The organism is Mesorhizobium sp. BR1-1-6, assembly GCF_020165355.1.
In the GTDB taxonomy this organism is placed as follows: Bacteria; Pseudomonadota; Alphaproteobacteria; order Rhizobiales; family Rhizobiaceae; genus Mesorhizobium.
In genome coordinates, this window is the sequence record NZ_JAIUHZ010000020.1 from 39,195 (window position 1) to 52,066 (window position 12,872).

12 protein-coding genes are annotated in these 12,872 nt (G+C 65.2%); 6 read left to right on the forward strand and 6 right to left on the reverse strand.

What is annotated here, in order from left to right; translation table 11 throughout:
- Nucleotides 1-14: 14 nt before the first annotated feature.
- The 3 genes from LB545_RS25955 to LB545_RS25965 form a co-directional block, all read right to left on the reverse strand.
- Nucleotides 15-1,073 (reverse strand): Gfo/Idh/MocA family protein, encoded by a 1,059-nt coding sequence (locus LB545_RS25955; protein WP_140521504.1) that lies wholly within the window; start codon nucleotides 1,071-1,073, stop codon nucleotides 15-17.
- Nucleotides 1,074-1,167: 94 nt separating this feature from the next.
- Nucleotides 1,168-1,872 (reverse strand): SDR family oxidoreductase, encoded by a 705-nt coding sequence (locus LB545_RS25960; RefSeq protein WP_140630682.1) that lies wholly within the window; start codon nucleotides 1,870-1,872, stop codon nucleotides 1,168-1,170.
- Between the two features lie 121 nt (nucleotides 1,873-1,993).
- Nucleotides 1,994-2,611: a helix-turn-helix domain-containing protein gene (locus LB545_RS25965; RefSeq protein ID WP_224706049.1), complete on the reverse strand. Its 618-nt coding sequence runs from the start codon at nucleotides 2,609-2,611 to the stop codon at nucleotides 1,994-1,996.
- A 132-nt stretch (nucleotides 2,612-2,743) separates the two neighbouring features.
- Between LB545_RS25965 and LB545_RS25970 the strand changes: the two genes are divergently transcribed.
- The 3 genes from LB545_RS25970 (at nucleotide 2,744) to LB545_RS25980 (ending at nucleotide 6,838) form a co-directional block, all read left to right on the forward strand.
- A complete protein-coding gene (locus LB545_RS25970; protein WP_224706050.1) occupies nucleotides 2,744-3,877 on the forward strand; it encodes an NAD(P)/FAD-dependent oxidoreductase in 1,134 nt (377 codons plus the stop codon).
- Nucleotides 3,878-3,927: 50 nt separating this feature from the next.
- A complete protein-coding gene (locus tag LB545_RS25975) occupies nucleotides 3,928-5,532 on the forward strand; it encodes an ABC transporter substrate-binding protein (RefSeq protein ID WP_140630677.1) in 1,605 nt (534 codons plus the stop codon).
- Nucleotides 5,533-5,716: 184 nt separating this feature from the next.
- Entirely contained in the window at nucleotides 5,717-6,838 is a 1,122-nt protein-coding gene (locus LB545_RS25980) for a serine hydrolase domain-containing protein (protein WP_140500036.1), read from the forward strand.
- Here the strand turns inward: LB545_RS25980 and LB545_RS25985 are convergent.
- Complete coding sequence (locus tag LB545_RS25985) at nucleotides 6,801-7,355, reverse strand: cytochrome b (RefSeq protein ID WP_140500038.1); 555 nt, start codon at nucleotides 7,353-7,355, stop codon at nucleotides 6,801-6,803. The two genes, LB545_RS25980 and LB545_RS25985, sit on opposite strands and share 38 nt — an antisense overlap.
- 148 nt (nucleotides 7,356-7,503) lie before the next feature.
- Nucleotides 7,504-8,223, reverse strand: a complete 720-nt coding sequence (locus LB545_RS25990) for a 3-keto-5-aminohexanoate cleavage protein (RefSeq protein WP_140516022.1) — start codon at nucleotides 8,221-8,223, stop codon at nucleotides 7,504-7,506.
- Between the two features lie 205 nt (nucleotides 8,224-8,428).
- Between LB545_RS25990 and LB545_RS25995 the strand changes: the two genes are divergently transcribed.
- Nucleotides 8,429-8,626, forward strand: coding sequence for a hypothetical protein (locus tag LB545_RS25995; RefSeq protein WP_181165267.1), 198 nt, complete (start codon nucleotides 8,429-8,431; stop codon nucleotides 8,624-8,626).
- A gap of 121 nt (nucleotides 8,627-8,747) precedes the next feature.
- Here the strand turns inward: LB545_RS25995 and LB545_RS26000 are convergent, their stop codons facing one another.
- A complete protein-coding gene (locus LB545_RS26000) occupies nucleotides 8,748-10,844 on the reverse strand; it encodes an EAL domain-containing protein (RefSeq protein ID WP_140895398.1) in 2,097 nt (698 codons plus the stop codon).
- A gap of 216 nt (nucleotides 10,845-11,060) precedes the next feature.
- Between LB545_RS26000 and LB545_RS26005 the strand changes: the two genes are divergently transcribed.
- Complete coding sequence (locus LB545_RS26005) at nucleotides 11,061-11,510, forward strand: ester cyclase (RefSeq protein WP_140521496.1); 450 nt, start codon at nucleotides 11,061-11,063, stop codon at nucleotides 11,508-11,510.
- A gap of 243 nt (nucleotides 11,511-11,753) precedes the next feature.
- Nucleotides 11,754-12,845, forward strand: a complete 1,092-nt coding sequence (locus tag LB545_RS26010) for a phosphatase PAP2 family protein (protein WP_140895397.1) — start codon at nucleotides 11,754-11,756, stop codon at nucleotides 12,843-12,845.
- Nucleotides 12,846-12,872 lie beyond the last annotated feature (27 nt).

Here is a 12,872-nt window from a genome sequence, read left to right on the forward strand (position 1 = left end):
GGAAGGCGCCACCCTCACCGCGTCTGCGCGCTCGCCGCGAGCTCCGCCCGCTTCTCGTCCGACACCACGGCCAGATCCAGCACCTTCTGCAGTTCGGCGGCGTGGCGGAAGGACGGTTCGGCCTGCACGCCGGTCCGCACCGCGTCGGCGAAACGCTGGTAGTTGGTGGCCACCGTGCCGGCGTCGAGCTCTTCCCATATCCCGTCGTCGACATTTTCGCCGAGGCAAGCCTTGAGCGACGAGCCGTCGAGATTGTGCACCACTTCGAGACCGCCTCGATCGCCATAGATGCGCAGGCGCAATTCGTTGAGATGGCCGGTCGCCCAGCGGCTGGCATGCACCACGCCGAAGGCGCCGTTGGAGAAATCCACCGTCATGGCGAAACTGTCATTGGCGTCGAGCCCGTAGTCGCCGATGCGGTTGCCCGGCGCCTTGTCGAAGGAACGCAGCCGGCAGAACACATGATCGATGCCGAGGGCCGCGCCATAGCTGGCGAAATCGAGGATGTGGATGCCGACATCGCCAAGCACGCCGTTGGAGCCGTGGCCGCGCGACAGCCGCCAGAGCCATTTCGGGTCGCTGCGCCAGTCGCCCCAGAATTTCGACACCAGCCAGCTCTGCAGATAGGACGCCTCGACATGCCGGACCGTGCCGATCTCGCCGGCCTGCACCATCCGGCGGGCTTTCTGCAGCGCAGCGACATTGCGGTAGGTGAGGTTCACCATGTTGACGATGCCGGCTTTCTCGGCGGCCTCGGCCATCTCGATCGCCTTGCCGAAATTCTCGGCCAGCGGCTTCTCGCACAGCACCGGCTTGCCGGCCGCGATCAGCTGCATGGTGGTCGGGTGGTGGATGCGGTCCGGCGTGACATTGGCCACGGCGTCGAAAGCGCCCCATTTGAGCGCCTCGTCCAGCGCGGTGAAGCGGTTGGGGATGTTGAAGCCGTCGGCGAATTCGCCGACGCGCGCCGGATCGAGGTCGACGGCCCCGACAATGTCGACGCCATCGATGGCGCTGAATTGCCGTGCATGTTCCTGCGCCATCCAGCCGGTGCCAAGTATCAGAAGCCGCATTTTTCCTCCTTGGTGCGAGATGTCGTCGCGCCAGGCGGGATGCCGGACCCCCTCCGCGGCGCGCGTCGGACAGGCCTCCCCTCCCGGACCCGCCTCAAATAGCGCGAATGATCCCGCCGTCGACGCGGATGTTCTGGCCGGTGATGTAGCCGGCGCCGTCCGAAGCCAGGAAGGCGATGGTCGCGGCGATCTCTTCCGACGTGCCGTAGCGCTGCATCGGCACGGAGTCGCGGCGTTCTTCCGTCGCCGGCAGGCTGTCGATCCAGCCGGGCAGCACATTGTTCATGCGCACATTGTCCGCTGCATAAGTATTGGCGAAGATCTTGGTGTAGGCGGCAAGGCCGGCGCGGAACACGGCCGAGGTCGGGAACATCGGGCTCGGCTCCACCACCCAGGCGGTCGAGATGTTGATGATGGCGCCGGCCTTCTGCTTGACCATCTGCGGCGCCACGATGCGCACCGGCCGGATGACGTTGAGCAGGTAGACGTCCATGCCGGCGTGCCACTGTTCGTCCGTGATCTCCAGGATCGGCGCGCGCGGCCCGTGGCCGCCGCTGTTGACCAGCACGTCGACGCGGCCATAGCGCTCCAGCGTCAAGTCCGCGAGGCGCTGCAAGTCCTCGTTTGACTGGTTGGAGCCGGTGACGCCGATGCCGCCCAGTTCCTTGGCCAGCGCCTCGCCCTTGCCGGACGAAGACAGGATGGCGACCTTGAACCCGTCCGCCGCCAGCCGCTTGGCCGCTGCCGCCCCCATGCCGCTGCCGCCGGCCACGATGACAGCCACTTTTTCTGAACTCATTGGGTTTTCCTTCTCGGGTTGGCGGGAATTTCGTCTCAGCGGTCATATAGCCGGTTTCGTCGGCCGCTTCGAACCAGAAAGGCTGAACCGACCTGCAGAAAAATGCGACGCGCCAACCGCCCTAGCCTTCCACCGTCTCCAGCACGCTGAGCAGCGTGCCTTCCATGTCGGGCTCGTCGCCGGAGCAGACGCACAGCATTTCGGCGTCGCCCTCGCCCACCGAGAGGTAGGCGTGGCCCATGGTGGAATCGATATAGACGCTCTCGCCCTGTTTCAGCCGCACCGGCGCGTACTGGTCGGTGTGCAGTTCGATCTCGCCCTTGAGCACGATCAAAAATTCCTCGCCGGCATGTTTCGTCAGCGGGCCGAACTCCTCGGGCGTCCGGGCGCGCGCAAAGGCGTGGATCGGCACCATGCGCTTGCGCACCAGGTCGGTGGCCAGGTACCGGTAGTCGTAATTGCGGGTCAGCTGGCGCAGTGTGTTGGACGGTGACGTCACGGAGCGGCGGGTGCGCGCCGCCGGCTGCTTGCGGTCGCCGCTGAGCAGTTCCGTTACATGGATGCCGAGCCCTTCGCAGATCTGCAGCAGCTTGTCGTAACTCAGCGACATCTGGTCGTTCTCGACCTTGGACAGCGTCGACACTGCGACCCCGGTGAGCCTGCTCACCTCCTGAAGGGTCCAGCCATGCGTTTTCCTCAAGCCGCGCAGGCAATCACCCAGGTTCGGTTGCTCCGACATATCAGCTCCATGCTGCGGGATCACGCCGCTCCATCCCTAGGTAGTTGAACTCCCCGTCGCCATCAACAACATCAACAATTTTCTTATACGCTAAATATTGACTGGATAAGAAATTATTTTTACGACTAATCGATGCAGTCGAATTCCCTCCCAAAAATCGTTGTCATCGGCGGCGGCATTGCCGGCCTCTCGCTTGCCGCCGAGGTGGCGGATTGGGCTGACGTCACCCTGATCGAGCGCGAGAGCCAGCCCGGCTATCATGCCAGCGGCCGCTCGGCTGCCCTGTTCACCGAGACTTATGGCAACCGCGTGGTGCGAGCGCTGACGCTGGCGAGCCGCCGCGCGATCTTCGACGGCGGCTTCGTCGCGCATCAACGTGGCGCGCTGCATGTCGGCCGCGCCGATGACGGCGCGGCCGTCGACCGGCTGGCCGGCGAATTGCAGGCCATGGTGCCGAGCGTACGCCGCCTCTCCGCCGCTGAGCTGCATGCGCTGGTTCCCGTCATCGATCCGCAAACCACATGCGGCGGTGTCCATGAACCGGGTGCGGTGGACGTCGATACCGGCAAGATGCTTGCGGCCTGCGCTTCGGCACTGAAGGCCAGGGGCGGCATCATGCGCACGAGCGAAGAGGTGCGCGCGATCGCGCGCGCCGGCAATGGCCTGCGCGTCGCCACCAGTGCCGGCGCCTATCCCGCCGACATCGTCGTCAACGCCGCCGGCGCCTGGGTCGATGTCGTGGCCGGCCTGGCGGGGCTCACCGGCCTCGGCTTCCAGCCCAAGCGGCGCACCGCCTTCCTGTTCGACCCGCCCGCGGGCGCCGACATTGCCGGCTGGCCGCTGGTGGTCGATCTGCACGAACAATTCTACTTCAAGCCAGACGCCGGCAGGCTGATCGGCTCGCTGGCCGACGAAACCGATTCCGAGCCTTGCGACGCCTGGCCGGAAGACATCGACGTCGCCATTGCCGTCGACCGGATCGAGCAGGCGACGTCCATATGCATCGGCCGCCCGTCCACGCCCTGGGCCGGCCTGCGCACCTTCGCGCCCGACCGCACGCCGGTCGCCGGCTTCGACCCGCGCCTGCCCGGCTTCTTCTGGCTCGGCGGCCAGGGCGGCTACGGTTTCCAGGTGTCGCTGACATTGGCGCGGCTCGGCTCGGCGCTGATGCGCGGCCAACCCTTGCCCGACGATGTCACCGCGCTTGGCGTCACCGCCGCGGCGCTGGCGCCCGACCGCTTCCTGGCCCCGGCGGCGACGCCATGAATTTCATGCCCTTCCCTCAACCAGAAAAAGTGTCATCAGGAGCGTTTGCGATGAAATCCACCGTTCTGCGCACAGTGCTTGGCTCGACCCTTCTGGCCTCGTCCGTCCTTCTCGGCGGGCAGGCTCATGCCAAGACGCTCGTCTATTGCTCGGAGGCCAATCCCGAGACCTTCAACCCGGCGATCGGCATCGCCGACTCCACCATGGATGCCGCCGCCAAGACGATCTTCAACCGGCTGGTGGAGTTCAAGCCGGGCACGACCGAAGTCGGACCGGCGCTGGCCGAGAGCTGGGATGTCTCGCCGGACGGCAAGACCTACACATTCCACCTGCGCCAAGGCGTGAAATTCCAGTCGAACGAGCATTTCACGCCGACGCGCGAGTTCAACGCGGACGACGTCCTTTACACGTTCAACCGCCAGCGCGACGCCAACAATCCCTACCACAAGCTCGGCGGCGGCTCTTACGAATACTTCAACGCGCTGGGCATGGGCACGCTGATCGACAAAATAGACAAGGTCGACGATTACACCGTGCGCTTCACGCTGACGGCCCCCAACGTCACCTTCCTGGCCGGGCTGGCGCTCGACTACCTCTCGATCTTGTCGCTGGAGCAGACCGAAAAGATGGTGGCCGCCGGCACGCCGGAGCTGATCGACAGCCAGCCGGTCGGGACCGGCCCGTTCATGCTCGAGGCCTATGTGCCCGACAGCCAGGTGCGCTACGCCGCCAACAAGGATTACTGGCGCGGCGCGCCGAAGATCGACACGCTGGTCTTCGCCGTCACGCCCGAGCCGACCACCCGCGTCGAGCGCCTCAAGGCCAATGAATGCCAGGTGGCGGCCCCGCCCCCGCCCAGTGCCGTCGCCGAATTGCGCGCCGATCCAGACATTACGGTCCTCGACCTCAAGGGCCAGAATATCGGCATCCTCGGCTTCAACGTCGAACATCAGCCGCTGGGCGATGTCCGCGTGCGCACCGCGCTTGCCAAGGCCGTCGATCGCAAGGCAATCGTCGATGCCGTCTATGCCGGCGCCGGCACGGTTGCCGGCAGCGTCGTGCCGCCGGCGCAGCTCGGCGCCGTTACCGATGCCGGCATCGACTACGATCCCGACGGCGCGAAGAAACTGCTGAAGGAAGCAGGCCACGAAAGCGGCCTCAAGATCAGCCTGTGGGCGATGCCGGTGTCGCGCCCCTACAACCCCAACGCCAAGCGCATGGCCGAGATGATCCAGGCCGACTGGGCGAAGGTCGGCGTGCAGTCCGAGATCGTCAGCTTCGAATGGGGCGAATATCTCAAGCGCACCGCAGCGGGCGAGCAGGACGCTTTCCTGCTCGGCGGCAGCAGCGACAATGGCGATCCCGACAACATGCTGAGCTATCTCCTGTCCTGCGACGGCGTGAAGGGTGGCTCGAACCGCTCGCGCTGGTGCGACAAGGATTTCGAGAAGCTGCTGGATGAAGGCCGCGTCGCCGCCGACCCGAAAGAACGCGCCGCGATCTACGCGAAGGCGCAGGCAATCCTGAAGGCCGAGGTGCCGGTGGCGCCGATCGCCCATTCGCTGGTGGCGATCCCGATCCGCAAGAGCGTGCTCAACTACATCCTCGACCCCTTCGGCCGGCAGAATTTCGCGGCGGTCGATGTGGCTGAGTGAGGGCAGGCGCTCCCTGTCCTTACCCCCTTGTGGGGGAAGGTGGATCGGCGCGCAGCGCCGAGACGGTTGAGGGGTGTTCCAGCGGAATGAGACGTTGGTGTTCCCTGGAGCACCCCTCATCCGACCTCGCTTCGCGAGGCCACCTTCTCCCACAGGGGGAGAAGGAAAAAAGAAAGCGATATCAATGCCGAAAGACCTGACCTCCCTGCTCAACCGCTACCTCGCCGATGGCGCGGTGGGTGCCTCGCTGGCCTATTCGACGGGCAGCGCGCCGACCGCCCTCACCGCCGGACTTGCCGACCGCGCTCATGGCATATCGGTCACACCGGACCAGCTGTTCAAGATCGGCAGCTGCACCAAGACCTTCGTCGCCGCCGCCCTGGTCAAGCTCGCCGAGACCGGCAAGCTCGAGCTCGGCGCGCCGATCTCCTCCTGGTTCCCGGATCTGCCGGGCGCAGGGAATATTTCGGTGCGCCAGCTGATCAACCATCGCAGCGGCCTGCCGGAATTCGAATATTACATACCGATGGATCCGGGCCGGCAATGGACGCCGCAGCAGCTGGTCGACATCGCCTTCGCCTCCGACAAACAGAAGGCACCGGGCGGACCCGCTGTCTACAACAACACCGGCTATGTGTTGGCCGGCATGGTGATCGAGGCCGTCACCGGCCAGTCGCTCGGCGCCTACGTCAGAAGCGCGGTCCTGCGGCCGCTCGCCCTGGAAAACACCTGGTCGCCAGCCACCGAAGCATTCCCGGAAAGGTCGATGGTGCGCGGCTACTACCACCGGCCGCCGCTGGCGCCGGGCGCACCGACAGACATCGCTTCCGGCGGCGAGATGTGGCGCATGGACGGCGTGCTGCCCTACTCCGACGAATTGCAGGATTCTTCCGATTCCTTCCCATTCGGCGCCGCCTATGGCTGCGGCGACATGGTGTCGACGCCGTCCGACATGGTGAGCTTCATGCGCAGCCTGTTCTCCGGCAAGCTCTTGTCGCCGCCTTTCTTCGCCGAGATGTTCGAACGCCGCGTGCCGGCGAGCTTCCCGGGCACCCGCATGCGCGAGACCGGCGCCGGCATGTTCCAGAGCGCCTATGCCGACCGCGCCTTCTACGGCCATCAGGGCAGCATTCCGGGGTATGTCGCGGTCATGCTGCATGATCCGGCGACCGGTCTTACCATCGCCATGACCAGCAATGTCGGCTCCGGCAACCGCCTGTCCTTCCAGGCCAGCGGCCTGCATCCCGTGGTGGATCAGGCGATCCGGATCATTCTGGAGCAGCCAAGCCGGGCAGCATCTGGCTGAGCACGCGATCTCGCAGAAGAACGTGGTGGAAGACGGCCGCCGCGGCGTGCAGGCCGGCCAGCCACATGAGGATGTCGCCAAGCGTGCCGTGTATTTCCGCCAGCGAAGCGCCGACGTCCCATGGGGCGAAAAGCGGACCGATCGGACCGAAGCCGTACACCGTGACCGGATGGCCGCCAAACCATGCGCCGAGCATGGCGGTCACCGGCACAGCGAACATCAACGCGTAGAGCGCCCAATGTACCGCCTTCGACCCGACATACATCCAGGCGGGCATGGACGGAGCATCGGGAATGCGATCGAACAGCCGCCAGGCCAGGCGGATCACCAGCAGCCAGAAAACCGCGAAGCCGAGCGATTCATGAAGCAGCAGCATCGAGGCCCTGGGCGCTGAATAAACGCGCGTAGGAGGGCCGCCTGCCGAGACCAGGAAGGCGATGAGCACGAGCAGTGCCGTCAACCAGTGGAATGCCTGGGCAAGGCTTCCGTAGCGAGTTGTGGTACCGGACAGTGACATGCAGGAACTCCGCGGCAGTTGCACAAGGCTCCCCGCGCCAGGCCGAATTTGCCTTTATTTAGCTGCGCCTCGAGTGAGAACGATTTATGGCGGAGCAGGTCGGGTCGGCTTGTCGCACCGGCTGCACAGCCAAGGCGCTTGAGACCCTTCAGGTTTTCGACCAAAACACCGCCGCCGTCGCCGCGACGATCTCCGCATTGTCCAGCGCCACCTTTCCATCGGGAAGCGTCCTGCCGTCTTCCAGTCCGACTCGCGTCGACCAGCGCCTTCGACGCGCCAGCTCCACGAACGGCCAGACCGTGGCGTCGGCGCCGTGCAGCAGGATCGGCCGCCGCACCCCGGCGCGGTCCAGCGCGGCGACGATGCCGTGCGCCTCGGCGAGTGCGGCGGGCAATTCCTGTATGTCGATCTCGATCAGGATGCGCAGCACCCGGTCGTGATCGGCAAGACTGACGAACCGCTCGGCATCTTCCGTTGTGGCAAGGCCGGCCTCGATGCCGACGCCGCGCTGGCGCAAAAGCTCCATCACGCCGGGCGCGTCGGCCTCCGAAAGATTGACCGAGGCATAATCTGGCAGTTCGCGCCAGCCGGCGATCGCCGCGCGGGTGCGCTCGACGTCATTCTCGATCCAGGCGCCTGTCGACACGCCGATCGGCGTGCCGGGACAGGCCCGACGCACCGCCAGCACGGTCGCGTCGACGGCGGCCAGGCTCTCGCGCCCGTCCGCGCCACGCGGATGGATGTGCAGCTCGGCTGCGCCCGCGACGACGCAGGCGGCCGCATCGCTCGCCATCGCCTGCGCCGTCAGCGGCAATTTCGGATGAAAATCGCGCGGTCGTGCGCCATTGATGCAGGCCTGGACGATCATGGCTGCCATCCTCGGACAAGGGAGTAGCATTTTAGCCGCGTGGCAAGGCATGGCAAAGGGGTTGGGCGTTGTCTCTCCTGACAGCCACCGCCTCGCCCTTCTTGCCGGAATCCCCCGGCATTTGAATAAAATCCGCCTGTGGATATTTACCCTGCGTTCCGCCGGACCGGCCAAGGTATATTAGGGCGAGGTAATGGAGGGATCATTGACCAGCGATTTTTCAGCCGCCCGGGTGCATCTCGAACGCGCCTATCACTATTTGCGCGGCGACGACGAGACAAGCCGCTCGGCATGCGAAGCCCTCGACCTGCTGATCGAAGCGGTCGCGGAGGCGCAGCACAGGCGATCGGAGGCAGAGGTGTTGGAGTTTCCGCGATCGGCACGGTTCGCCGACCGCCAGTGATCGTTCCACCGCGCCCGGCCGACCTCCCGGAGCCGTTCCAGGGCCGTGCTTAACAGCTCTTCGGGATTGCCTAATGGAGTGTTGGAGTGGCTCGGCGATTCTGGCGGGCGGCTTGCCCGCTTCAGGCGCGCCGCCTGTCGGGCGTTCCGGCCGTCGCGCGCGAAACGATCGCCTCCAGCGGCTCGGGACGATGCAGAAAGAAGCCCTGACCGTAGGCGACCCCCATGTCCTGGAGCATCGCCAGCGTATCGTGCCGTTCGATCTTCTCGCCTACCACGGCGAAGTCGAGGCTTCTGGCAATGCCGGTCATCGCCAGCACGATCTCGCGGTCGAAGCGGCTGTCGGTGATATGTTCGATGAACGAGCCGTCGATCTTGATCGCATCGACGGGAAAGCGCCTGAGATACTCGAACGAGCTCATGCCGGCGCCGAAATCGTCGAGGCTGACCCGGCAGCGTCGCTCACGCGCCTTGCGCACGAAGTCCTCCGCGGCATCGAAATTGGTGACGGCCGCGGTTTCGGTGATCTCGAATCCGATGCCGGAATGCGGCGCACCGGTTTCCTCGATGGTGTTGTCGACGAAATCCCACAGCCCCGGATCGCTCAATGTCTGAGCCGACAGGTTGAAGCCCAGCGTCAGCGCCCCGGCACGCAGCGCCGGTCCGTGCCGCAACAGCGCCGTGCGAATGATCCAGCGGTCGAGTTTCGAGGCGATACCGAAACGCTCGGCCACCGGGATGAATTCGCCCGGCGGCACCAGCCGCCCGTTGCGCGCGGCGAGCCTCGCCAGCACCTCGACGTGCCGGCACTCTTGCCATGGCTTTCCCAGGAGATGGATTTCCTGGCCGAACAGTTTCAGCCGCCCGTCGTCCATGGCATCGACGGTGTCGGCTGCGATGCGCGCCGCGTTGAGTCCGGCTGCCCCCGATCGCGCCGCGGCCGAAAACACCGCGAAGCGGTTGCGTCCCGCCGCCTTGGCCGCGTAGCAGGCGTCGTCGGCGCAAGCCAGCGCATCGGCCACGGTGGTCGTGGCATCATCGATGAAGGCGATGCCGATCGAGGCCGCCAGTCGGCGCGATGATGCGGCCGGGCCGAGATCGGCCTCGCGCACTGCCCCAAGCACGGCGCCGGCGATCCGCTCGGCCTGCACCGCGTCGCAATGCGGCACCAGCAGCGCGAACTCGTCACCGCCCAGGCGCGCCGCATGCGCCGACGGCGGCAGGCAGCCGCGTATGCCCCCCGCGACGCTCTTCAGCGCCAGGTCGCCGGCGGCATGCCCGGCGAAGTCGTTGAGCGCCTTGAAGTAATCAAGGTCGACATAGAACACCGCCAGCGGCGCTCCCGCCGCGATATGCTCGCCAAGCAGCCTGTCGAAGGCGGCGCGGTTCCACAGGCCGGTCAGCGCGTCGTGGCGGGCGGCATAGGCCAGTTCCTGTTCGCGCAGCTTGTCCTCGGTGATGTCGCGCACCGTGCCGAGGATCTGGCCGGCGGCACCAGCGGCGGCGACGAAACGCACCAACGATTCGACATGACGGATCTCGCCGTCGCGCCTGATGATGCGGTATTGCGCGGCAATGACGCCGTCGGTTTCCAGCGGCGCCCTGTGGGCGCGTTCGGCCGCCTGCTTGTCGTCGGGATGCAGGTAGCTGTGCCATAGGTCTGCCGTCACCTCGTCGGTAACGGCGACAAGGCCGAATATTTCCCTGGTGCGGGAATCCCAATAGCTTTTGTTGCTGGCGATGTCGTAGTGCCAGATGCCGGTGCCGCTGGCCGCGAGCGCCAGGCGGAAGCGGATGTTGACCTGTTCCAGCGCGGCCTCTGCCGCCTTCTGTTTCGAAATATCGGTCTGCACGCCCATCAGCCGGATCGGTTGGCCGTCGCGGTCGCGTTCGACGATGCCGCCGCGGTCGAGCACCCAGACCCAGTGGCCTTGCTTGTGCCGGAGCCTGAGCTCGGTCTCGATGGTGTCGGTCAGGCCGGCGATGTGACGGTCGCCGCTGGCCAGCGCCTGCTCGCGATCGTCGGGATGGGTAAGCCGCAGCCAGAGGTCGCTGCTGTTGGCAAGCTCGCTTTCGTCATAGCCCAGCATCCGCGCCCAGGTGGCGGAATAGAAACACTCGCCTGTCCGAAGGTCCCAGTCCCAGACGCCAAGTTGGGCGCGCTCCAGGGCCTTCTCCCAGAACGTTCCATTACGGCTTTTCTTGTCCTGACCCGCCATCTTCCGTTTCGTCCAACCCCGCCGGGGGCAATCTGCGGCAAAACCAGAGAAGAAAGCGTTACCACGCCGGTGGCTCCGCCGCGTTCCTCGCTTGCGGTCCCGACTTTCGATTGGCGGGCAAGAAGCGGAGTTTGCCCGCCCGCCGATCCTCCTAGTGTTTGCGCGGGGTCGCCGCCCGCCCTGGCGATCTCGTGCAAACACAAGAGGACTTTTCCCATGACCAAACAGGAAGACAACAAGGCCGTCGTCGCTAGATGGTTCACTGATTTCTGGGGTGAAACCTGCGATCTTTCCGTCGTCGACGCCATCGCCGCGTCCGACATGCTGCTCAAATATTCGCTGCATGAACCGCGCCGCGGCCGCGAGGACATCAAGGCCTTCATGACCGATTTCCGCGCTGCCTTCCCGGACCTCAACTTCTGGGCCACCGCCGACCTCATCGCCGAAGGCGACTATGTCGTCGGCCAGTGGGAAGGCGGCGGCACCCATGCCGGTCCGGCCTTCAGCGATTTCCTCGTCGGTTCGCTGCCCGCCGCCACCGGCCGCACCATGCGCTTCACCGGCACCACGGTGCTGAAGGTGATCGAGGGCAGGATCGTCGAGGAGATCGGCCTCGACGACGGCGTCGCGGCGTTGACCCAGCTCGGCCTGATCAAGGCGGCTTGAATGAGAGGGACCATCGCCGTCCAGGCAGTGGTCCCTCTCGATTGCACGTGCGTGACGAAAGGCCTCTTGGCAGCAACCCAACACAGGGCCAGCACCGCCATGGTCCTCAGCCCGTATTTGAATACAATACTACACTATTGAGTATTACATTGGAAACCAGACACCATTACGGGTGCAACAAGATATTAATACGTTGCCGCCAGAACATTCATAACAAGTTCGAAAGCTGGCGGGACCTCCCTGATGAGTGGGTACACCGGAACACAGGGCGGCGATCTCCGATCGGTTTCCACTGTTGATCTTGGCGTGGCGACAACCAGAAGCAGCTGGCTGCTGACGGGCCTGTGCCTGGTCTGCGTCGCGACGGCGCTTTGCCTGCGGCCTGAGCGATATCTTCTGCTGTCCATAAAGTACTTCGGGACATTCCTCGGCTTGCTGCCGGTGCTGCTGGTGGTTGGCCTCGGGTTAACGGCATTGGTGTATGGCGGGCCCAGGCCGACAAGATTCATGGTGCACATACTCAAGGAACGCGGGCCGGCGGCCGCGCGGGTCGTCTTGCTATTCTTTCTCGGCATCATCGCTTTCACGACATTCAGGATCACCATACCGGAGATCGTGCCTTACTATGCCGATCCCATGCTGGCCGACCTCGATCGTTGGCTGCACGGCGTCGATCCTTGGGTATGGACGCACGGCATCGTTTCAGAGCCCGCCTCCATGCTGGTTTTCAAGGCCTATATGTCCTGGTGGTTCATGCAATGGCTTGGCGTCGTGCTCTTCGTCGCCTTCTGGAACAGTCCCGCCCGGCGCATCCGCTATCTCTGGGCGTTCGCGCTCACCATGATGTTGTGTGGCACCGTTCTTCCAATCATGCTGTCATCCAGCGGGCCGATATTCTACGACCGGTTCTATGGCGGCAGCCGATTTGCCGGGGTGCTCGCAGCGCTGATGGCAGACCCGTATGCCTTGCCGGTGCGGTTCGCCGCCAGCTATCTGCTCGATGCACACGACAGCGGCAGCTCCGCGCTGGGCAGCGGCATCACGGCGATGCCGAGCATGCATGTCGCCATCGTCACGCTCAATGCCTTCTTCCTCACCGGCTTTGGTCGCCGCTGGGCCGTTGCCGGCTGGTCGTTCGCCGCACTCATCCTGTTCGGCTCGGTCTATACCGGCTGGCACTATGCCGTGGACGGCTACCTGTCGATCCTCGTGGTCTCTCTGCTCTGGTACCTGACCGGACGCTTCGTTCTACGGGCATCGGGGCAGCAGGCTTCCGACGTGGCCCAACAGACTTCCGATACTGGATTGGCGGCCCCCAATCCCGCGCCGCGATAACGGCCGGAGCGGACAGCGTCGGGCCAG

What these genes read in the sequence shown, in the direction of transcription:
- LB545_RS25975 (WP_140630677.1), top strand. Translation starts at nt 3,928, where the DNA reads ATGAAATCCACCGTTCTGCGCACAGTGCTTGGCTCGACCCTTCTGGCC.
- LB545_RS26005 (WP_140521496.1), top strand. Translation starts at nt 11,061, where the DNA reads ATGACCAAACAGGAAGACAACAAGGCCGTCGTCGCTAGATGGTTCACT.
- LB545_RS25985 (WP_140500038.1), bottom strand. Translation starts at nt 7,355, where the DNA reads ATGTCACTGTCCGGTACCACAACTCGCTACGGAAGCCTTGCCCAGGCA.
- LB545_RS26010 (WP_140895397.1), top strand. Translation starts at nt 11,754, where the DNA reads ATGAGTGGGTACACCGGAACACAGGGCGGCGATCTCCGATCGGTTTCC.
- LB545_RS25990 (WP_140516022.1), bottom strand. Translation starts at nt 8,223, where the DNA reads ATGATCGTCCAGGCCTGCATCAATGGCGCACGACCGCGCGATTTTCAT.
- LB545_RS25980 (WP_140500036.1), top strand. Translation starts at nt 5,717, where the DNA reads ATGCCGAAAGACCTGACCTCCCTGCTCAACCGCTACCTCGCCGATGGC.
- LB545_RS25955 (WP_140521504.1), bottom strand. Translation starts at nt 1,073, where the DNA reads ATGCGGCTTCTGATACTTGGCACCGGCTGGATGGCGCAGGAACATGCA.
- LB545_RS26000 (WP_140895398.1), bottom strand. Translation starts at nt 10,844, where the DNA reads ATGGCGGGTCAGGACAAGAAAAGCCGTAATGGAACGTTCTGGGAGAAG.
- LB545_RS25965 (WP_224706049.1), bottom strand. Translation starts at nt 2,611, where the DNA reads ATGTCGGAGCAACCGAACCTGGGTGATTGCCTGCGCGGCTTGAGGAAA.
- LB545_RS25960 (WP_140630682.1), bottom strand. Translation starts at nt 1,872, where the DNA reads ATGAGTTCAGAAAAAGTGGCTGTCATCGTGGCCGGCGGCAGCGGCATG.
- LB545_RS25970 (WP_224706050.1), top strand. Translation starts at nt 2,744, where the DNA reads ATGCAGTCGAATTCCCTCCCAAAAATCGTTGTCATCGGCGGCGGCATT.